A 17,720-nucleotide genomic window follows, 5' to 3' on the forward strand; every position below is an offset into this window, starting at 1 on the left:
TTGGGCACGCGCGGCCGGGTCACCCGGGTACCGGCAGGTCCCAGCGGGCGCCGTCGGGGATGTACCGCGCGTACGCGCTTCCGTCCGCCTCGCGGACGTAGCCGAACCGGTCGTGGGAGGGGCGGCCGGCTTCGTTCCACCAGCGCCAGGCCTCCTCGATGCGGTCCCAGAGTGCGGGTTCGCCGCCGTGGGCGACCCGGCTGTTGGCGTCGCCCGTGAGGGGCGCGCGAGCCCAGGAGCCGTCGGGTCCCTGGATCTGGAGGGCCATGGTTCCGGCATCGTCGACGTGGTAGACGAGTTCCGCCTCGGGCAGGCAGAAGCCGAGCAGCAGACGGAAGGGGTAGTGGGCGCGTACGTCGGCGGCGGTGACCGATGACGGCCGGGTGCCCGTTTCGGCGGCCCGCCGGGGGCGTCGAGCCGGCGGGTACGACGTGGCCTCGGTCCGTGCCGCCATGAAGCGTCCGGCGTTCGTCGTGAAGTGCCCGGCCGCGCGGCCCCGTTCGTCGACCACCAGCCGGACGACTCCCCCTTCGACGCCGAGGGCGAGGTCGGTCACCAGGACCGTGCCCGGCCCGCTCTGTTCGATCCAGGCGTCCGGTACGGAGGGTACGGAACAGGTCGCGATGATCCGGTCGAACGTGCCCCCGGCCGGGTGTCCCCGCATTCCGTCGCCGGTCGCGAGCCGTGGCGCGAACCCGGCGGCGGACAGCCGGAGCCGCGCGTCCCGGACGAGCGCGGCGTCGATGTCCACGGAGTGCACCCGGCCGTCCCCGAGCCGGGCGCTCAGCAGAGCGGCGTTGTACCCGGTGCCCGTGCCGATTTCGAGGACACGATGGCCGTCCCGGACGTCCAGGTCCTCCAGCATTCCGGCCATCAGACCGGGCTGGGTGCTGGACGAGGTCGGGATACCCGTCCACGCGCTCTCGTCCACCCGCTCGGCGGTGCCCGGATCGAGCGCGGTCACGAGCGTCCGGTCGCCGTACACGGCGGCCAGATCGCCCTCGGTGGACCCGCCCCGGCGCTCACGCCACACGGTGATCCCCCGGGCATCCGTCTCCTGTTCGAACCATCGCGGCACGAACACGTGCCGGGGCACCCGTGCGAACACCTCCGCCCACTCGTCCGTCCGGACCGCGCCGGCCGCCGTGAGCGCCTCGGCGAGGGCGGTCATGTGGGGGCGGGCCGGGACGTGGGGTGACGCGCTCATCCGGGGACTCCTCGCAACTCGTCGGCGATGGCCCGCGCGATGTCCAGGCCGGTGGCGTGTTCGATCCAGTCCCACTGGCCGCACGGATTCGCCTCCAGGAATGTCCACGCCCCGTCGGGACCGACGACGAAGTCCAGGGCGGCGAACCGCAGCCCGAGCGCGTCCATGTAGCGTCGCACGCCCTTCGCCACGCGGCCCGGTGTCGTGCAGGGGCGGTAGGTGAGCGAGGCGTAGTCACTGCGCCAGTCCGTACGGGCATCTTCGCTCCCGGCATGAACCTCGGCCGCGAACAGCCGGTCACCCACAACGGTGAGCCGCACCTCGTACGCCTTGTTCACCCATGCCTGGAACAGATGCGCCGTGGTGTCGATGCCGCGCAGGTCGTCGAGATCGGCTTCGGTGACACGGCGGGTGTACACGGTCTTCAGCCGGTCGCCCTCGATGAATACGGGCGTGGCCACCGGTTTGCAGATGAGGTCCCCGCCGACATCGCCGCAGAAGGCGAGGACGGCCGCAGGGCTGTTGGTGATCAGCGTGGGAGGGACGGACAGGCCGCAGTCCCGCGCGGTGGCGAGCTGGAGGGGCTTGTACTCGGCGCGGGACATGGCGGCCGGGTGGTTGACCCACTGGCAGTCGAGTGCGGTGACGACACCGCCGAGACCGGCGCGTGCCTGGGCGGCCGCGAACCGCCGCTCGGGCTCGGACATGGAAGCGGGGAATACGAATGGAGTCGGGGCGCGGTAGTAGACGCCGGAGATATCGGAGAGGCCGACGGAGCGGTGGGCGGTGGCAAGTCCGCCGGTCCACCCTCGCCGGGCGTCGATGCGCCCGGCGAGGGTGAGTTCCTGCGGAAACTCGGCGGTGTCCATGCGGAACACCTCCGCCCCACCGTCCGTGAGGGCCCGGACGACGCGGTCGGTCGGCCAGTCGTCGCGCGCTGCGATCACGAGTACGGCGGGCATGGCGTCAGTCCTTCGGGCCCTCGTCGAGCGCCGGCGGATTGGTGATGCTCCCGTCCGGAACGGTGGGTGTGTGGGTCTGCATATAGGGGAGTGGCCCGTCGTAGAGGCCCACGGACATCTGCGCGTCGTTGTCGTAGACGGCAGGCGGTTTGACGACGGCTTGTGTGGCGTCGGGGGTCCGGGCGAACCGGAGGACCCACGGGCGGGTGGACACCCCACTCGGGGACTCACTCCTGTGGACGGTGCTCAGCCTTTCGGCGGCCAGCGGGAACGCTTCCCGTGGCCCCATGACGGCAGTGGTCATGCTGTATGCCTCCTCTATTCGGTCGGCCACGCGGTGCGGCCGAACGCCGGTGGTGCGGTCAATCCGTTCGCTGCGCGGAGCCGGCCGCGCGTACCGTGGCCCGGCACCCGCCGCGAACACCTCGTGCGAGGTCAGTCGGCGTACGGCACCTCCGCCCAGACGAACTTTCCGAGCGGCCGGTCACCGACGCCCCATCGCTTCGGGCACAGCGCGTCCAGAATCAACAGGCCACGCCCGCGTGTGTGTTCGTGGCCCGACTCCGCCCCGCCCGCCCGGCGTCGGGGCACGCGTCGTACGGGGTCGTGCACCTCGATACGGGTCCGGGCGTCGTCGATATCGACGACGACGGCGATCAGGTCCCCGGGCTCGGTCCCGTACCGGTAGGCGTTGGTGACGAGTTCGCTGGTGATCAGGACGACGGTGTCCGTGTGGTGTTCCGTCGCGTGCGGGGCGTGGTGGCCGACGTGTTCGCGAGTGAACGCCCGTGCGTGGCCCACGGATTGGGGCTCGGCGGCGAGGAGCAGGGAGCGGGGTGGGCCGGGGGTGGTGCAGCAGACGGACTGGATGACCTGGGGGAGATCGATCACGGGGCTTCCTCATGGCGAGTGCCGTGCAGGGCAGGCGAAGGGGGCGCATCGACGCGGTCGTCAGCAACGTCGGGCGCTCACGGAGAGTGGCTTCCAGGCTGCACAGCGATGCAATGCCCGCGCAAGAATTCATGGCCCTGCACTGATCAAAAGGCGTCGAACGATTGCTTCGTCCTGCATGACGGACGTCGTGGTGCTTGCATTGCGAGTGATGGATGTCCTTCATTCCGGGGCATACGGAAGGAGTCGATGTGGCTGAACGGCCGACGGGGTCAACTGTTCCGAGACGCCAACTAGGGGGTAAACTCAGAGACTTACGCAATCGGGCACATCTCACCGTGCGTGCGGCGGCCGCCAAGCTGGAGTGGTCCGAGGCCAAGATGTGGCGCATTGAGACGGGGCAGACCGCATTGCGGAGCCTGGATGTTCAGGCAATGTGCTTGGTCTACGGCGCTCCGCGGGATCTCACCGAGGCGCTGATGGGCCTGGCCAAGGAGACCAAGGCGCGTGGTTTGTGGCACGCCTACGGCGACTCGGTGCTGGAGGGCTTCCGCGTCTTCGTCGCGCTGGAAGAGGCCGCGGAGAGTCTGGCTGTGTACGAGACCGATCTCATTCCCGGACAATTCCAGACCGAGGGCTATGCGCGCGAGATCATCCGTACACACATCCGAGGGATCAGTGACGCGGACCTGGACGGGCGCCTTCGTCTGCGTATGGAGCGACAGTCGCGTCTGACCAGATCCATGGACCCGCTGGTGTTGCGTGTCGCCTTGGACGAGGCGGTGTTGCGTCGGCCTGTCGGAGGCCCCGAGGAGATGGCCCGGCAGCTTGCCCACTTGGTCTACGTCGCCGGGCTGCCGAATATCTCGATTCGCGTGACGCCGTTCGCCGCTGGTGCGCACTCGGGGATGGTCACCGGGCCCTTCGTGATCTTTGGCTTCTCGCTGACCGGCGACGGAGCCCACACGGAGCCACCGACGGTCTATTCGGACGGGTATTCGGGCGGCCTCTTCCTGGACAAGGACCGGGAAGTGCAGCAGTACGAAGCGGCCTTCGCCGACATCTGGGAAGCATCGCTGGACGAGCAGGCGTCGATGTGCCTGATCTCTGAGGTGGCTGGGAGCTTTGAAAAGGGTTGAGAACCGACCTGTTCAAGTCGAGTTGCCAACACAGAGGTCCAGTGCGTGAAGGTGGCACAGCTCGGCGAAGCGGTCGCCGTGCGGGACAGCAAGGTGCAGGCAGGCCCGGTGTTGACCTGTGCCGCAGGTGGATGGCGCGCGTTCATTGGAAGCGTGGTCCGGGGCGAACGGTAAGCGGGCGCGCGGGCGGTACGTCGCCCGTGGCGGCCGGCGCCACGTTCACGAAGCCTTCGTGCGGTCGGAGCCGGGCCGCACGTACGGCTGTCGGAGGCGTCCACAGCCGAGGGATAAACGGCGAGCATCACCATCAGGCTTCGTGATCTGGCCGCGCTCCTCGGAAGCGAGCCGTACCGTGGCGCACGGTCGCCGGTCGATCTCCACGCGCACATCCACGAGGTGACCGCCCGACCTGCTCCGGCCTGCGACCCCACGGAGCCCCCGCGGCTGCCCATCGCGGATGGGGCCCTCGGCGCGGTTCTCGCGCTGCACATGCTGTACCACGTCGAGGACCAGGCCCAGTCCGTACGTACGCATGGATAAAGCGACCCGTTCCTCGCCGTCGCGCAACCACCGGCCCGGCGAAGGCGCCCGGGCACCGCACTGGCCCGAGCTTCCGCAGCCTGGCGCACAACATCTCGTAGCGGTCCTCGGTAACACCCGCTCGGTAGCCATTGCTTACTGAACGTCAGGCCGCGTCATCAGGGGCGCACGGACGTGCAATTCCAGGCTGGGACCGGTCAGGGGCACGGTGCTCCAGGTCGCCGTCGCGGTCCTCGTCTCGGCGTCGAGGACCAGCCGAACGCGGTGCGGGGTGGTGATGACGTAGAGATCGGCCACGAAGGTGCTGCCCTGCCAGGCACCGGCCGCGACGAGGGGCCGGCCGAGCGGGGAGCTTTCCCGCCAGTCGCCGTGGCCGACCTCGACGTCGAGGAGCGACTCGAACCGTACGAGCCATCCGCCGTCCACGGGATCGATGGTCACCGTCGTTCCGTCGGGCAGGGCCGAACCCTCGGCGGAGGAGTCGAGCGTCGCACGGGCCGAACGCCCGGGGGCGGCGGTACCCGGCACCGGCGGCAGCGACAGTTGCCGCAGCCGTGCGGCGAGGATCTCGTCCTCCTCGGTGCTTCCCGCGTGGCCCACGCCCGGTGTCAAGGACTCCAAGCACTCCCACAGGGCGTCGAGCACCTTCTGGGACACCCCTTGGGCGGTCACGGCGACCACGAGATCGTGCGCGGGGGCCACCACGCACTGCTGCCCGAAGGCGCCATGACCGTGGTAGCCGTGACGCGACATCCAGAACTGATAGCCGTAGCCGGAAGCGAAGTCGGCCTGGTCCGATCCGTCCAGGATCCACTCGCTGTCGCTGTGCCGACTGGTCGCGAGCTCCACCCATTCGCGCGGGACGAGTTGCCGGTCGCCGAAGCGGCCGCCGCGCAGCAGTAGTTCACCGAAGGCGGCAATGGCCTCGGTCGTGAGGTGCAGTCCGTGGAATCCGAAGGCGGCACCGCTCTTCACCCGGTCCCACTCGGCGTGGTCGACGCCCATCGGCTTGAAGAGGCGCTCGTCGAGGAACTCCGGGAGACCGCGACCCGTGACCCGTTCCACCATCCGGGCCAGGATGAAGGTGGTCGAGTTGTCGTAGGTGTGCCGCGTTCCCTCGGCCGTGGCGAACGGGAGGCTCAGGAAGCCCTTCACCAAGTCGTCGGGCTCCTGCTGCCAGGCGTCGGCGAGGCTGTCCGTGGGATGCCCGGCCGTCATGGACAGCAGGTGGTGAACGGTGATGCGGCTTGCCTGCTCCGAGACGTCGGCCGGGACGTGGTCGGGCAGCACCCGCACCACCCGGTCGTCCAGCGAGAGCAGTCCGTCGGCGACCGCGAGCCCCACGGCGATCGACGTGAACGACTTGGTCAGCGAGTAGAGGAGATGCGGGTGTTCGGCCGAGTACGGCGCCCACCAGCCTTCTGCGACGACGTGACCGCGGTGCACGACCATGATCGAGTGGCACTCGACCGATTCCGCTTCGAGCCGGTCCAGCAGCGCGGTGATCGAACGGGACGAGATCCCCGAGGCAGCCGGCGCCGAACGTGGAAGCAGTGCGCGTTGAGCAGACATTCCGACTCCCTGACAGATGCACGAGGATCTGGTTCGACCCTTTGGGCTGGGGGTGGGGCGATGACAGCGATGCGCATGGAGCAGGGGCTGCCGGCCTGGGCATGTTATGGCCAGGCCGAGCCACGGAGCCATGAGGTTTTTCTTCATCGGGCGATAGCGGTGTCCGACAACTCCGCACACAGGGAACCGCGCGCCCGCCGGCTCCAGCCGTCGCGGCGGGCCACCCGGCGCCGGCCCTTACGCGGTCACCGGGGCAGCGTCCAGCAGCAGGACTCGGGCCTGTTCCGTGTGCGCCATCGCCTAGAGCTCGTAATCCCGGGCGAGTTCGTCCCAGTGGAGCTCGCGCAGCGCGGGCTCGGCGTCCTCGCCCGAGGGGACGTCCAGGGTGCCCTGGAGCCAGGCGACGGCGAGAGCGGACCGGTGCAGGGCCGGGTCGAGTCCGGGGGCGACCGCTGTTGAGCGCAGGAGGCCGATACAGGTCACGGGAGGCAGCACTTCGACGGGGCCGAAGGGGCGCGCCGCGTCGGTGCTCCGATCCGGGTACTCAGGGCGGGGCGGAACCAGATGGCAGGGCGTGCCGGGATACGCCTGCTCGGCCTGCGAGCGCAGCCCGCGTAGTTTCATGTCGTTCACGGGCTTGCACGGGTAGCCCTCCAGCATCCACGCGTACGTCGAGGACATACGTACCTCAGTGAGCTCGACCGAACGGCCCGACGAGAGAACTATGTGGCTCAGCGACATGCCCACACCCTAGGCGCGGTCCACGGCACGCACGTGCGTGGCTGGCGTGGTGGCAGTGGCCCGTGCGGCACATCACCCGGAACGTACGGACGATCATGGCGGGGACGGTCGCCGACCTGGAGGAGGCCGCCGCGCAGCTCGGCCGGGCCTGACACCGCGCCCTCGCCTCGGGGGCGCCCACGCTCGGCCGGATCACGGGTTCACCGGCTCGGCCGGCACGTCTAGCGTGCTCCCATGAACGATCACGACGCCCCGCACGGCTTCACGTCCGTGGACACACAGGCCCGGCCCGCCGACTGGGTGCGGGTCCTGGACCGGCTGAGCGCGGAACCGTTCTACGCCGCGTACAAGCGGCGGTTGCAGGAGCTTCTGCGTCCGGCGCCCGGCGGGCTGTTCCTGGAGGTGGGAGCGGGGGTCGGGGACGCCGCCATGGCCCTGCGCTCGCGCGGTGGCGCCGAGGTCGTGGCGGTCGACAGCTCCCTGACGATGATCGCGCGGGCACGTGACCGAGGGCTGGTACGTTCCGCCGTCGCGGACGGGCACCGGCTGCCGTTCGCGGCGGACCGGTTCGACGGCGCCTGGGCCGACCGGGTCCTTCAGCACGTCGCCGAACCGGGCCGCGTCCTGGACGAGTTGCTTCGAGTGGTCCGCCCCGGCGGCCGGGTCGCCCTGGCGGACCCGGACTACGACACCCAGGTGCTCGACATCGACGACCAGGAACTCGCCCGCCGGGTACTGCGGTTCAGGGCCGACAGCGGACTGCGTAACGGGGCGCTGGCCCACCGGCACGCCGGCCTGCTCGCGGCGCGGGGTGTCCGTGACGTCGAGGTGGAAGCCCGGACGCTCGTCGTGCGGGACCCCTCGGCGGCCGACCACGTCATGGGCCTGCGCACCTGGGCGCACGCCGCCGCGGCCCGGGGCCGGCTCGCTGCCGCGGACGCGGACCGGTTCGTGGCCCAGTTCGACGATGCGGTGCGCGCGGGGCGCTTCACGTACGCCGTCACGTTCTTCCTGACCATGGGGACGCTGCCCTTGTCGGGCTGAGAGCCGGGGCGGCGGCGAGCAGGCCGACGCAGGTGCGGTCGGCAGCGGCTGATCGATGGGGACGACGACTCCGAAGCCGAACGGGCTGTGTGGCTGCACAGGCCGGCCCTCATGCCGTCACTGTCGCGGCGGGTCCGCCCGTAGTAGCCAACCCTCGCCGCCGGTGAACTCGACGCCCTGAAATGAGGCACCGATCAGCACGTGGTCGAATCCGAGTTCCCGGTGCAGGTCGAGCGAGGCGCGGTTCCTGGCGGAGATGACGCACCAGATTGCCGCGTCCTGTTCCCGGACCCAGCCCATGCGCCACAAGGTCAGCAGCCTCGCTATGCCTCGGCGCCGCCAGGTGGGGGCCACGGTGACGCCGGTCAGGTAGTAGCCGGCGGGGGCATGGTCCACGGGATGCTCGGGAAGAAACGCCACGTTCGCGTACCCGACGGCTTCACCGGATACCTTCGCGGTGACCACCATGCCGCGTTCGCTGCCGCACGCTCGGCGGATGCGGTTTTCCCAATCGCGCGCCGAACCACCGCGTGCCCGGGACTGCAAAACGGCCAGCGCCGGCACATCGTCCTCGGTCGCCTTCGCTACCTCCGCGGTTGCCGGGGCCTGCCGATCGACCGGACTCGGCACGTAGGCGGCGAACCGCGGATCCGGCCCTGCCATGCCGCCTCCCCCCCCTCGCTCCAGTGCGTCCTCGGGCATCACGCCATCGCCGCCCGCGCAGTCCCGCTGCCCGGTCGGCAACGCGAGAACAGCCAATGGGTTTTTCCAGCGTGTCGCCCCCACGGTGTCCGCCGCACGGGTTTCGGCATATTCACCTGTTCGTGTTGACTATTTCAGGGCCGCCGGAATTTGGAATCCCCGGTAATTGCGAGGGGAAACCTTTATTCGGCAGGTGGGGTGCCCTCGGCGATTATTGGTAATGGGTCGGTGGAATTCTTACTCTGTCCCCGGTCGATCTTGTTCGGTCGGCCACGGTGACAAAGAAAGACATGGAGAAAAAGCGTGTTCCGATTCAGCAGTACTTCCTCGCGTCTGTGGACGGCCGCGGCCGTCATGGCGCTCACCGCGGGCGCGGCCACCCTGGTCGGGAACCCGGCGGTGGCCGACTCCGAGCAGTGTCCGAACGGTTCCTTCTGCGTGTGGGAGCAGTCCAGCTACCGGGGCGACTTCCGGCACTACACCGCGTCCAACCCGAATGTCGGCGACTACATGAACGACCGCATGACCTCGTACTGGAACCGCACCGGCAAGACGGTCGCCGTCTACGAGCACTCCAACTACGTCGGGTGCATGTTCTCGGTGAAGCCGGGCGGGTCCGAGGCGGCCGTGGCGTCCCACTTCAACGACAAGATGACCTCGTTGCGCGTCGGCAGCGGCTGCTGACCCGAGCCGAGTTCACGCGCCCCGGTCCCACGTGGACCGGGGCGCGCCTGCGGGTGGCCCCGGTCGTGGGAGGGATCACCTCCCCGTCGCCGCCGTAACGGTGACGACCCGCCTGCCGCACGGGAGGCGGCCTTCAGGGGTTACGAGTGGGGCGGAACTCTGGATGAACTCCTCGCGCAGTTCCTCGGTCCGGTCTCGGTCCAGGACCGTCATGTCGTAAAGGACCCCGGTAACGGACTCCCAGACCTCGGCCGGGGTGCCGCCCATGTCGAGAGTGACGGGTTCCCAGGAGACCGGGGCGAAGCCGGCCGGTGCCAGGATCTCGTCCAGCCCTTCCCGGGTCCGGCATCGGCGGTCGCCCAGCCGGGGCATGTGGCGCTCGACGGGGGCGGCCCGGAAGTAGGGCCGGGCCAGCGTCAGGAACAGTTCCATCGCCTCGCCCTCGACCGGCCCGCCGCCCACCGTGACGGCCAGCTTCCCGCCCGGTACCAGGACGCGGGCGGCCTCCCTCGCGACCTGCTCGACATCGGCCATCAGCATCAGCGCCATGTGCGACACGACGGCGTCGAAGGAGGCGTCGGCGAAGGGCAGTCGCTGGGCCCGGCCCTCGCGCAGATCGGCGTGCGCGAGGGCCGGGCGGCGCCGGGCCAGGGCGAGTTCGCCGGCCGACAGGTCGATGCCCGCCAGGGACTCGGCGCCCTGCCCGGCGAGCAGTTCGAGGAGGGCACCGTCCGCGCACCCCAGGTCCAGGACGCGGCGGGCCCCCGCGACGTGCCCGGCCAGCACCTGGTAGCTGGTTGGTCCCTCCGGAGTGCGGGCGGCCTCGACTCCTGCGGACTGGAGGCCGGGAGTGCGGTTGTGGAACGTGCGCAGAAAGTCCTCGGCGGCGGTGGCGTCGGCGGCAGGCCGTGAGGTGGCGGGAGACGTGGTCATCCGCGGGACCCTACAGCGGCCCGACGGGCGTGCGGCGGCGCCGGAATCATGCAAGCGCGCTTGATTGTTCTTGTTCCTGCTGCCACGCTCGACGCGACGGCCCGCAGAGAAGCAGAGGGAGCGCGATCCATGAGTCAGCTCGCCCCGCCCGCCCACGCGCGCGGCATCACCACCCTCACGCTCGACTCGCCCGCCAACCGGAACGCCCTCGGCGCCGGGCTCGTCGCCGAGTTGGCCGAGGCCCTGGCAGGCTGTGCGGCCGACGACTCCGTACGGGCCGTCGTCCTCACCCACACCGGCAACACCTTCTGCGCCGGCGCCGACCTCAGGGCTCCGGCCGACCCGCACGATTTCGTCGCCCTCATGCGGAGCATCGTCGCGCTGCCCAAGCCGGTCGTCGCGCGGGTCACCGGGCACGTCCGGGCCGGCGGGCTCGGGCTGCTCGGGGCGTGCGACATGTCCGTGGCCGGGCCGGAGGCCACCTTCGCGCTCACCGAGTCGCGGCTCGGCCTCGCGCCCGCTGTGATCTCGTTGCCGCTGCTGCCCCGCATCGACGCACGGGCCGCCGCCCGCTACTACCTCACCGGGGAGAGGTTCGACGCGGCGGAGGCCGCCCGCATCGGGCTGGTGACCCTGGCCGCCGAGGACGTGGACCTCGCGCTCGGGCCCCTGCTGGACGGGCTGCGCAAGGCGTCCCCGCAGGGGCTGGCCGCGTCCAAGGAGCTGGTCGCGGCTACTGTGCTGGACAGCTTCGACCAGCACGCCGAAGACCTCATCGCCCGCTCCGCACAGCTCTTCGCCTCCGCCGAGGCGCGGGAGGGGATGACGGCCTTCCTCGAACGACGGGACCCCGCATGGGCGTTGTGACACCGGGCGGCAGCACGGGCCCCAAGCAGGACCGCAGCCGGGCCACCCGCCGGCGCCTCCTGGAGGCCGCGGTGGCCTGCCTCGCCGAACACGGCTGGGCCGGCTCCACCGTCGCCGTCGTCGCCGAACGCGCCGGGGTCTCGCGCGGCGCCGCCCAGCACCACTTCCCCACCCGGGAGGACCTGTTCACCGCCGCCGTCGAGTACGTCGCCGAGGAACGCTCCGCCGCCCTGCGCGCCGTCCCCGACCAGGACCGCGCCGCCGTCGTCGCCGCCCTGGTCGACCTCTACACCGGCCCCCTCTTCCGCGCCGCCCTCCAGCTCTGGGTCGCCGCCTCCAACGAGGAGCAGCTGCGGCCCAGGGTGACGGAGCTGGAGGCCCGGGTGGGCCGCGAGACCCACCGCATCGCCGTCCACCTCCTGCGCGCCGACGAGGCGAAGCCCGGCGTGCGGGAGACCGTGCAGGGGCTGCTCGACATGGCCCGGGGGCTGGGCCTCGCCAATGTCCTCACCGACGACACCGCCCGCCGCCGCAAGGTCGTCGCCCAGTGGGCGGAGCTGGTGGACGGGGCGCTGGGCTGAGGGGGACGCTCAGGCCCGTACCGCCGTGATCACCAGGCCGTTCCCGGCCTGAATCCGGAGCGACGCGCCGTCCCACACCACCGGCAGCGGGGTCGGTGTCGTGTCCACGGGCGAGCCGTCCTCGGGGCCCGACTCCGCGTCGTGGCCCCATTGGAGGGTCAGCGCCGCCTTGTCGCCGACCGTGGCGGGCATGCCGGACGCGGCCCACACGTTGTCCGTGTCCCGGCCGTCCACCCGGACCACCAGACCGCCGCCGTCCAGCTCGAACGAGCCCGTCTCGTCGTCCCCGTCCAGGCTCCAGCGGCGGCCGGTGAACTCGATCCGCCGGTATGCGTCGTTGACCTGGCCCGGCGGCTCGTACGAGAGATTCCACGCGCCGCTCACGAACGCCTGGACCGCCGCGCCGGTCACCGTAGGCCTGGGGGCGGAGCGGCCCGGCAGGCCGTCGGATTCCTTGTTCCTGCCGCAGGCCGCCAGGGCGACCGTGATGAGGCCGATGCCCCCGTATCTCAGCGCGTCCCGTCTTCGGACGGTCTTCCTCAACTGCCGCATCTCGTCGCGCATGCGCACCCCCGGCTTTCTCAGGTTCGGCCCGGTCTGTCACATTCCGGGAGCCAGAGTGTGGCGCAGGGGACGCCTTGGCGTCCGGGGAACGCCCGGATAGGGTCCGCAGCATGAGCAGCAGCACCACACCTCCCTTTCCCGACCGCGTCGAACTCACGGGTGAGGGGCTCGTGCTGCGCGACTGGACGGAACAGGACCTGGCCGCGATGCCGGAGTTGTTCGACCACCCCGACATCGCGCACTGGACGCCGATCGTCTCCCCCTTCGACGCCGGGGCCGCCCGCGACCGGCTGGTGAAGGCCCGGCAGCTGCGGGCGGACGGCACGGCCGTGCTGCTCGCCATCACGCTCGACGGCGGCGCCCCGCTCGGTGAGGTGATGCTGCGCCGCGCCCCCGAGGGCACCGAGATCGGTTACGCGGTCGGGCCCGCCCACCGCGGGCAGGGGCTCGCCGGGCGGGCGGTGCGGGTGATGGCCGCGTACGCCTTCGGGGAACTGGGCGTCGACCGGGTGATCCTGGAGCTGGAGCCGGAGAACGCCGCCAGCGTCGCCGTGGCCGCCGCCACCGGCTTCCGGCTGCTCGGCGTCCCGCTCATCGAGGGCGTCGAGAAGGGGCGTCCGTACGCCCTCCAGACCTGGGCGCTCGACCGGCCCTGACGGCAGGACCGCCCCACGCCGGCATGGACGCGAGGACGTTCATGAGCGTCGGCGCTCGACCGTCCCCGGCGGCGCGGCCCGCCCCACGCCGTCACCCGGTGTGTGACGGCGTGGACGCGAGGACGTTCATGAGCGCGGCCACCATCGTGGCGGGGTCGGCGTGGGGATAGTTGTGGCCGCCGGGCAGCAGCGTCAGCGAGAAGTCGGAGCCGGCGCAGGCCCGCCACTCGGGCAGTCGGCCGGGCGGCGTCACCTGGTCGTCCGTGCCGCCGAAGACGTGCAACGGGCCGGGCAGCGGTGCCGGTTCGTCGAGCGAGTAGCTCTCGGCGATCCGCAGATCGGTGCGTATGTAGCCCATGATCTGACGCACGAACGCCTTGTACGCGAGCAGTTCCTCCGGCATCCCGCCGTTGCGGATCAGCCAGTCCAGCAGCTCTTCGTCGGACGCCTCGTACATGGCCGTCGTGGGCGGGGTGTGCGGGGCCCGGAAGCCCGATACGACGGTGGCCACCGGGGCGGGCAGCCCCCGGTCCTCGATCCGGCGGCTCAGCTCGTAGACCAGGGCCCCGCCGAAGCTGTGCCCGAACAGCACGTACGGCATGCCGAATTCGGGAGTCAGGCCGGTCAGCAGCCTGTCGGCCAGCGTGCCGAAGTCCGCCGGCATCGGCTCGGCTTCCCGGGTGCCCCGGCCCGGCAGTTCGACCGGAGCCAGCTCGTAGCCCTGCGGGATGTGCTTGCGCCACCCCGCGAACGCCCCGGCCCCGGCCCCCGACTGCGGCACGCAGATCAACCGGGTACGCACGGTCCCGACGGCCATCCGGCCGACGATCCAGCGCTCGTTCTGCGGCCGTGTCGACACACTCATGCGGTCCACCTCTGCTTCACCGCCGACGGGGCCGGCGTTCTGTCGCGTTCTGTCCGGGCACGGTGCACAGCATTGTGGCAGCGCGGCGCCGGCCCCCTCCGGGCGAGGTCGAGGAGGGGGCCGGCGCGCCTGTGCTGTCGCGGCGCTCTCAGTTCCCCAGGTCCGCCAGCTCGCCGAACCCGTCGATCTCGCGGGGGCTGCGCGGGCCCGGTCCCACGTACCGCGCCGACGGGCGCACCAGGCGGCCCGTCCGCTTCTGCTCCAGGATGTGCGCCGACCAGCCCGCCGTACGGGCACACGTGAACATCGACGTGAACATGTGCGCGGGGACCTCGGCGAAGTCCAGCATGATCGCCGCCCAGAACTCCACGTTCGTCGCGAGGACCCGGTCCGGGCGCCGGGCGTGCAGCTCCTCCAGCGCCGCCTTCTCCAGCGCCTGCGCCACCTCGAACCTGGGCGCGCCCAGCTCCTCGGCGGTGCGGCGCAGGACCCGGGCGCGCGGGTCCTCGGCCCGGTAGACGCGGTGGCCGAAGCCCATCAGCCGCTCGCCCTTGTCCAGCGCCTTCTTCACGTAGGCCGTGGCGTCCCCGGTCCGCTCGATCTCCTCGATCATGCCGAGGACGCGGGAGGGGGCGCCGCCGTGCAGCGGGCCCGACATGGCGCCCACCGCGCCGGACAGCGCGGCGGCCACGTCGGCGCCGGTCGAGGCGATCACCCGGGCGGTGAACGTGGACGCGTTCATCCCGTGCTCGGCGGCGGACGTCCAGTACGCGTCCACGGCCTTGACGTGCCGGGGGTCGGGCTCGCCGCGCCAGCGGATCATGAACCGCTCCACGACGGACCCCGCCTTGTCGATCTCGCGCTGCGGGACCATCGGCCGGCCCTGCCCGCGCGCCGACTGCGCCACGTACGACAGGGCCATCACGGCGGCCCGCGCCAGGTTCTCGCGGGCGGTCTCCTCGTCGATGTCCAGCAGCGGCTTCAGCCCCCACACCGGGGCGAGCATGGCGAGCGCGGACTGCACGTCGACCCGGATGTCACCGGAGTGCACCGGGATCGGGAACGGCTCGGCGGGCGGCAGACCGGGCTTGAAGGCCCCGTCCACCAGCAGCCCCCACACGTTGCCGAAGGACACGTGGCCGACGAGATCCTCGATGTCGACGCCCCGGTACCGGAGCGAACCGCCCTCCTTGTCGGGTTCGGCGATTTCCGTCTCGAACGCGACGACTCCTTCGAGTCCGGGTACGAAGTCGGACATCAGGCGGCTCCCTCGGATCGACGGCTTGCGGGCGGGCCCGGAGGCCCACCCCCGATACTGGCGGGTTCCGACGGGCCCGGGAAGCGTGACATCCGGCACAGCCACCCCTTCCCCGTCCAACGGAGGGCGGACCTGCTTCGTGCCCGTCCGCTGCGGCAGGATGGGCCCGTGCCCACCGCAGACTCCTCCTCCTCCGATTCCACCACCGATCCGGCCGCGATGCGCGAGCAGTACCGTTCCGAGAGCTTCACCGAGGACGGCCTCGCCCCCGACCCGATGGACCAGTTCGCCCACTGGTTCCGGCAGGTCGCCGCCGGCGGGATGCTCCACGAGCCGAACGCCATGGTGGTGTCCACGGCGACCCCCGAGGGCCGCCCGTCCTCCCGCACGGTGCTGCTGAAGATGTACGACGCGCGCGGCTTTGTCTTCTTCACGAACTACGAGTCCCGCAAGGGCCGCGAGCTGGCCGCCAACCCGTACGTCTCGCTGCTCTTCCCCTGGCACCCGCTGGCCCGCCAGGTCATCGTCACCGGCACCGCCTCCCGCGTCGCCCGCGAGGAGACCGTCGCCTACTTCCGCACCCGCCCGCACGGCTCCCAGCTCGGCGCCTGGGCCAGCGACCAGTCGACGGTGATCGGCGGCCGCGACGAGCTGGTCCGGCGCTACGAGGACCTTGCCGCCCGCTACCCCGAGGGTGAGAAGGTCCCGGCGCCCCCGCACTGGGGCGGATTCCGGGTCGTCCCCGACACGATCGAATTCTGGCAGGGCCACGAGAACCGGCTCCACGACCGGCTGCGCTACGTCCGCGAGGGCGGCGGGGACGGAAAGTGGCGCGTCGAGCGGCTGTGCCCGTAACGCCTCACCGGCTCACTGCCCGGTGCAGCAGGCGGCCCTCCCGGGCTCGGAGTGCGCGGGGACCGCGTCCGGCAGCTCGACGGCCGGCGGAAGGGCCTCGGCCGCCTCCTCGTCGGTCTCGAAGCGGCACCCACCGAGGTGCCGCATCGTGACGGGGGTCGCGGCCAGCAGGAGCCGGGGCGCCAGGCATCCGGTGCGCAGCCCGCTGATCACCCGCTGGACCCGTATCCCGAACTGGGCGGACGCGGCGTCGTCGGGGGCCTGGGCGCACTCGTTCATCCACCGCTCGGCGCGCAGCAGCTCCGGCCCCACCTGGTCGGACGCGTCCTCGTCCACCAGCTTGTGGAAGGCGGTGTTGACCTTGTCCCACATGGTGGTCTCGGCGCCTGCGAGGTCGGGCACGAGCCGTTCGAAGAGGCGCATCTCGTCCATGTCCTCGCGGTGCATCAGCCAGCGGCCGGTGAGCGGGTAGTAGCTGCAGATGTTCGTTCCGTGCAGCCGCAGGCGCTGGGTCCGCTCGTACTCCCAGCGCTCCTGTTCCTGGGCGGCGAAGGTGTCGAGCAGCGGCGCGCCGGCCGCGGCCAGCGTCGTGCCGCTGACCGGGGCCGCCGCGTGGATGAGGTCGTGGAGCCCGATGGTGGCCTCGCGGGTCCGCCGCCTGGCCTCCTCAAGGGCGGGGAGGGCCGGTGAGGGCGGGGGAGCGTCTCGCAGCCACGCGGCGACCGAGGCGCGCTCCCGGATGCCGCGAAGGGTGCTGAGCGCCTTGCGCGGGTTGCGGGCCCCGAAGATCTCCAGGGTGATCGCCCGCAGGTGGGGGGCGTGGCGGACGACCTCGTCGAGCATGTCCAGGCACACCGAGACGATCGGGGCGTCGCCGTGGCTGTCGTCGTACTGGTAGCCGTGGCGGTGCAGGTCGATGCCGCCCCCGGCCACGTGGATCTCGGTGATGTGGTCCCACGGAAGGCGGTGGAAGTCGCTGGTGGGGGACGCCCCGCGGGCGATCTGGTAACTGAGTACATGGCCGATGTCCAGGCACATGCCGGCGCCCGTCTCGGTGACGAGGGTGTGGAAGAAGTCGAAGGCGTGCATCGCCCCGGTGACCATGGTCATCGGGGGGAATTCGGCGTTGAAGGGCACGCCCAGGTGCTCATGGATGTGACGGACGTTGTCGATGGCCACGGCGAGCGTGGCATCGGTGACCGGGAACGGCATGAAGTACGGATAGACGTGGCGTTCGCTCATCAGCCAGACACCGAGGTCCTCGGTGACCCAGGGGGCGTCGGCCAGTTCGACCAGCCGGCGCAGCTCCGCCAGGTCGCTCCCGGTCACGGCGTGCGGGTAGACCGGGTTGAGGTCGGTGCTGTGGACCAGGACCGTGTGGTCGGTGACGAGGTCCGGGATGCGCAGATGGCGCCGGCCCTCCGGGGCGCCGCGGCGCTGCTGGACCTCCTTGTAGTTGGCCGGGCCCTGATGCCGGGTGGCGGGTGCCGTGACCTCGAAGAAGTCGACGGTGCCGGTCTCCTCGCCGAGGTAGGTCCGGTGCAGGTCCGAGGGGTTCACACCCAGCCCGACGCCGTAGCGCGGCAATGAGGCGAAGTAGTCGGGGCCAAAGGGCATGGAAGTCACCATTCCGGTTTCGGGGCGGGGCGGTCGGGCGCG

The 17,720-nt window shown here is 71.2% G+C and carries 19 protein-coding genes and 2 pseudogenes; 9 read left to right on the forward strand and 12 right to left on the reverse strand.

The annotated features are described in order from the left end of the window. Positions 1-19: 19 nt before the first annotated feature. The 4 genes from P8A18_RS19470 to P8A18_RS19485 form a co-directional block, all read right to left on the reverse strand. Positions 20-1,207, reverse strand: a complete 1,188-nt coding sequence (locus P8A18_RS19470; RefSeq protein WP_306056159.1) for a methyltransferase domain-containing protein — start codon at positions 1,205-1,207, stop codon at positions 20-22. Beyond that, complete coding sequence (gene tgmB, locus P8A18_RS19475; protein WP_306056161.1) at positions 1,204-2,169, reverse strand: ATP-grasp ribosomal peptide maturase; 966 nt, start codon at positions 2,167-2,169, stop codon at positions 1,204-1,206. The genes P8A18_RS19470 and tgmB overlap by 4 nt, the downstream gene beginning before the upstream one ends. A 4-nt stretch (positions 2,170-2,173) precedes the next feature. Further along, entirely contained in the window at positions 2,174-2,473 is a 300-nt protein-coding gene (gene tgmA / locus P8A18_RS19480; protein WP_306056162.1) for a putative ATP-grasp-modified RiPP, read from the reverse strand. 131 nt (positions 2,474-2,604) lie between these two features. Beyond that, positions 2,605-3,060, reverse strand: coding sequence for an ATP-binding protein (locus tag P8A18_RS19485; RefSeq protein WP_306056164.1), 456 nt, complete (start codon positions 3,058-3,060; stop codon positions 2,605-2,607). Positions 3,061-3,311: 251 nt separating this feature from the next. Here P8A18_RS19485 and P8A18_RS19490 point away from each other — a divergent pair, with 251 nt between their 5' ends. From P8A18_RS19490 to P8A18_RS19500, 3 genes and pseudogenes are all read left to right on the forward strand, one after another. Then, positions 3,312-4,199, forward strand: a complete 888-nt coding sequence (locus tag P8A18_RS19490) for a helix-turn-helix domain-containing protein (protein WP_306056165.1) — start codon at positions 3,312-3,314, stop codon at positions 4,197-4,199. 24 nt (positions 4,200-4,223) lie between these two features. Further along, positions 4,224-4,373: pseudogene (locus P8A18_RS19495) on the forward strand (DUF397 domain-containing protein); the annotation flags it as partial. A 270-nt stretch (positions 4,374-4,643) separates the two neighbouring features. After that, positions 4,644-4,736 (forward strand): annotated as a pseudogene (locus P8A18_RS19500) (class I SAM-dependent methyltransferase); the annotation flags it as partial. 138 nt (positions 4,737-4,874) lie between these two features. Here the strand turns inward: P8A18_RS19500 and P8A18_RS19505 are convergent. Together P8A18_RS19505 and P8A18_RS19510 are read right to left on the reverse strand one after the other, a co-directional pair. After that, positions 4,875-6,311 (reverse strand): serine hydrolase domain-containing protein, encoded by a 1,437-nt coding sequence (locus P8A18_RS19505; protein WP_306056167.1) that lies wholly within the window; start codon positions 6,309-6,311, stop codon positions 4,875-4,877. A 300-nt stretch (positions 6,312-6,611) separates the two neighbouring features. Then, positions 6,612-7,052: a hypothetical protein gene (locus P8A18_RS19510; protein ID WP_306056169.1), complete on the reverse strand. Its 441-nt coding sequence runs from the start codon at positions 7,050-7,052 to the stop codon at positions 6,612-6,614. A 234-nt stretch (positions 7,053-7,286) separates the two neighbouring features. On the opposite strand from P8A18_RS19510, the gene P8A18_RS19520 reads away from it, so the two are divergent. Then, positions 7,287-8,096: a methyltransferase domain-containing protein gene (locus P8A18_RS19520; RefSeq protein WP_306056171.1), complete on the forward strand. Its 810-nt coding sequence runs from the start codon at positions 7,287-7,289 to the stop codon at positions 8,094-8,096. Positions 8,097-8,213: 117 nt separating this feature from the next. Here P8A18_RS19520 and P8A18_RS19525 read toward each other — a convergent pair whose 3' ends face one another. Beyond that, entirely contained in the window at positions 8,214-8,759 is a 546-nt protein-coding gene (locus P8A18_RS19525) for a GNAT family N-acetyltransferase (protein ID WP_306056173.1), read from the reverse strand. A gap of 342 nt (positions 8,760-9,101) precedes the next feature. On the opposite strand from P8A18_RS19525, the gene P8A18_RS19530 reads away from it, so the two are divergent. After that, a complete protein-coding gene (locus tag P8A18_RS19530) occupies positions 9,102-9,482 on the forward strand; it encodes a peptidase inhibitor family I36 protein (RefSeq protein WP_306056174.1) in 381 nt (126 codons plus the stop codon). Positions 9,483-9,557: 75 nt separating this feature from the next. Here the strand turns inward: P8A18_RS19530 and P8A18_RS19535 are convergent, their stop codons facing one another. After that, positions 9,558-10,415 (reverse strand): class I SAM-dependent methyltransferase, encoded by an 858-nt coding sequence (locus P8A18_RS19535; protein WP_306056176.1) that lies wholly within the window; start codon positions 10,413-10,415, stop codon positions 9,558-9,560. 129 nt (positions 10,416-10,544) lie between these two features. Between P8A18_RS19535 and P8A18_RS19540 the strand changes: the two genes are divergently transcribed. Both P8A18_RS19540 and P8A18_RS19545 read left to right on the forward strand, forming a co-directional pair. Further along, positions 10,545-11,282: an enoyl-CoA hydratase family protein gene (locus P8A18_RS19540; protein ID WP_306056177.1), complete on the forward strand. Its 738-nt coding sequence runs from the start codon at positions 10,545-10,547 to the stop codon at positions 11,280-11,282. Next, complete coding sequence (locus P8A18_RS19545; protein ID WP_026249904.1) at positions 11,270-11,863, forward strand: TetR/AcrR family transcriptional regulator; 594 nt, start codon at positions 11,270-11,272, stop codon at positions 11,861-11,863. The genes P8A18_RS19540 and P8A18_RS19545 overlap by 13 nt, the downstream gene beginning before the upstream one ends. A gap of 9 nt (positions 11,864-11,872) precedes the next feature. Here the strand turns inward: P8A18_RS19545 and P8A18_RS19550 are convergent, their stop codons facing one another. Next, positions 11,873-12,427: a hypothetical protein gene (locus P8A18_RS19550; protein ID WP_306056179.1), complete on the reverse strand. Its 555-nt coding sequence runs from the start codon at positions 12,425-12,427 to the stop codon at positions 11,873-11,875. A gap of 110 nt (positions 12,428-12,537) precedes the next feature. Between P8A18_RS19550 and P8A18_RS19555 the strand changes: the two genes are divergently transcribed. Beyond that, positions 12,538-13,083, forward strand: coding sequence for a GNAT family N-acetyltransferase (locus tag P8A18_RS19555; RefSeq protein WP_306056181.1), 546 nt, complete (start codon positions 12,538-12,540; stop codon positions 13,081-13,083). 91 nt (positions 13,084-13,174) lie between these two features. Here the strand turns inward: P8A18_RS19555 and P8A18_RS19560 are convergent, their stop codons facing one another. Further along, complete coding sequence (locus P8A18_RS19560) at positions 13,175-13,948, reverse strand: thioesterase II family protein (RefSeq protein ID WP_306056183.1); 774 nt, start codon at positions 13,946-13,948, stop codon at positions 13,175-13,177. Positions 13,949-14,096: 148 nt separating this feature from the next. Next, positions 14,097-15,206 carry a citrate synthase 2 gene (locus P8A18_RS19565; RefSeq protein ID WP_306056185.1) on the reverse strand — a complete coding sequence of 370 codons (1,110 nt, stop codon included), beginning with the start codon at positions 15,204-15,206 and terminating at the stop codon, positions 14,097-14,099. A gap of 219 nt (positions 15,207-15,425) precedes the next feature. On the opposite strand from P8A18_RS19565, the gene pdxH reads away from it, so the two are divergent. Further along, entirely contained in the window at positions 15,426-16,061 is a 636-nt protein-coding gene (gene pdxH, locus P8A18_RS19570) for a pyridoxamine 5'-phosphate oxidase (protein ID WP_306061009.1), read from the forward strand. Positions 16,062-16,073: 12 nt separating this feature from the next. Here the strand turns inward: pdxH and P8A18_RS19575 are convergent, their stop codons facing one another. Further along, positions 16,074-17,678, reverse strand: a complete 1,605-nt coding sequence (locus tag P8A18_RS19575) for a multinuclear nonheme iron-dependent oxidase (protein ID WP_306056187.1) — start codon at positions 17,676-17,678, stop codon at positions 16,074-16,076. Positions 17,679-17,720: the final 42 nt, after the last annotated feature.

The sequence above is a fragment of the Streptomyces sp. Mut1 genome, assembly GCF_030719295.1.
Lineage (GTDB): Bacteria > Actinomycetota > Actinomycetes > Streptomycetales > Streptomycetaceae > Streptomyces > Streptomyces castrisilvae.

Excerpts from the sequence above, each read along its gene's own strand:
- P8A18_RS19520 (WP_306056171.1), top strand. The coding sequence starts at position 7,287 with ATGAACGATCACGACGCCCCGCACGGCTTCACGTCCGTGGACACACAG.
- P8A18_RS19545 (WP_026249904.1), top strand. The coding sequence starts at position 11,270 with ATGGGCGTTGTGACACCGGGCGGCAGCACGGGCCCCAAGCAGGACCGC.
- pdxH (WP_306061009.1), top strand. The coding sequence starts at position 15,426 with ATGCGCGAGCAGTACCGTTCCGAGAGCTTCACCGAGGACGGCCTCGCC.
- P8A18_RS19560 (WP_306056183.1), bottom strand. The coding sequence starts at position 13,948 with ATGAGTGTGTCGACACGGCCGCAGAACGAGCGCTGGATCGTCGGCCGG.
- P8A18_RS19575 (WP_306056187.1), bottom strand. The coding sequence starts at position 17,678 with ATGCCCTTTGGCCCCGACTACTTCGCCTCATTGCCGCGCTACGGCGTC.
- tgmA (WP_306056162.1), bottom strand. The coding sequence starts at position 2,473 with ATGACCACTGCCGTCATGGGGCCACGGGAAGCGTTCCCGCTGGCCGCC.
- tgmB (WP_306056161.1), bottom strand. The coding sequence starts at position 2,169 with ATGCCCGCCGTACTCGTGATCGCAGCGCGCGACGACTGGCCGACCGAC.
- P8A18_RS19565 (WP_306056185.1), bottom strand. The coding sequence starts at position 15,206 with ATGTCCGACTTCGTACCCGGACTCGAAGGAGTCGTCGCGTTCGAGACG.
- P8A18_RS19525 (WP_306056173.1), bottom strand. The coding sequence starts at position 8,759 with ATGGCAGGGCCGGATCCGCGGTTCGCCGCCTACGTGCCGAGTCCGGTC.
- P8A18_RS19550 (WP_306056179.1), bottom strand. The coding sequence starts at position 12,427 with ATGCGCGACGAGATGCGGCAGTTGAGGAAGACCGTCCGAAGACGGGAC.
- P8A18_RS19540 (WP_306056177.1), top strand. The coding sequence starts at position 10,545 with ATGAGTCAGCTCGCCCCGCCCGCCCACGCGCGCGGCATCACCACCCTC.
- P8A18_RS19505 (WP_306056167.1), bottom strand. The coding sequence starts at position 6,311 with ATGTCTGCTCAACGCGCACTGCTTCCACGTTCGGCGCCGGCTGCCTCG.
- P8A18_RS19535 (WP_306056176.1), bottom strand. The coding sequence starts at position 10,415 with ATGACCACGTCTCCCGCCACCTCACGGCCTGCCGCCGACGCCACCGCC.
- P8A18_RS19470 (WP_306056159.1), bottom strand. The coding sequence starts at position 1,207 with ATGAGCGCGTCACCCCACGTCCCGGCCCGCCCCCACATGACCGCCCTC.
- P8A18_RS19510 (WP_306056169.1), bottom strand. The coding sequence starts at position 7,052 with ATGTCGCTGAGCCACATAGTTCTCTCGTCGGGCCGTTCGGTCGAGCTC.
- P8A18_RS19555 (WP_306056181.1), top strand. The coding sequence starts at position 12,538 with ATGAGCAGCAGCACCACACCTCCCTTTCCCGACCGCGTCGAACTCACG.